The sequence below is a fragment of the Brevibacillus sp. SKDU10 genome (genome assembly GCF_001645205.1).
Lineage (GTDB): Bacteria > Bacillota > Bacilli > Brevibacillales > Brevibacillaceae > Brevibacillus_B > Brevibacillus_B halotolerans.
In genome coordinates this window covers 1-716 of the sequence record NZ_LSSO01000131.1, presented here as the reverse complement: position 1 = coordinate 716, position 716 = coordinate 1, and the positions used below count along the sequence as shown (strand labels likewise).

Sequence of the window (716 nt, the reverse complement as noted above, 5' to 3'; positions counted from 1 at the left end):
ACCTTACCTTATATGAAACGTAAAAGATCGAATGTTTTGAAGGGAAACACTCGATCTTACCCTTCCGTTCAAATATAAGAGTTGAGGTGTTTTTATGGGGAAATTTTATAATTACTTTTAAAACATTTATTTCAGAAGCTAAATACAATGATAAGCAATAAGATTGTGAAAATCGGACCACTAAGACCCAATAAAGGGGAAATAAACTTATTGTTTTTAATTTGTGCTATAAAAAACATAATCGAACCGAGTATAGTAATGAAAGGTAAAATGATTGCCTGCGGGTAAAGAGTATAGAGGATAGCCCCGAAAATACCTCCTAAAACAATGAAGAAAAATGTAAAGATGAGCCAATTTTTAATCCTACTTTTTCGTAAAATAATAAGTAACAGCCAACCAAAGATGCAACAAATATAATTAAATAATGAAATAAATAAAATAACAGCATCAAAACCTGATTTTCTTAAATCAGAAAAATCAATTGTATGACTTAAAGAAAATATAAAGAAAATTAAATTAGCAAAGAACAGAGATAATCCTGCTCCAGACAAGTATGATCGCATTTATATCATAACCCCTTACGTTAATATTAATTATTATACCATAAAATGGGTTTTGTTTAATGGTTCTTAATCTTACTAAGTGTAAATTTTGAAATGTTAGGTTTTTAAATGAGAGTATAAACATCGGGCAATTAGCAGATGAGTTGAGGGTTG

At 29.1% G+C, this 716-nt stretch carries 1 protein-coding gene; it reads right to left on the bottom strand.

The window, feature by feature from the left end; translation table 11 throughout:
• Window positions 1-131: 131 nt before the first annotated feature.
• Window positions 132-563 carry a hypothetical protein gene (locus tag AYJ08_RS07395; protein WP_064017185.1) on the bottom strand — a complete coding sequence of 144 codons (432 nt, stop codon included), beginning with the start codon at window positions 561-563 and terminating at the stop codon, window positions 132-134.
• Window positions 564-716 lie beyond the last annotated feature (153 nt).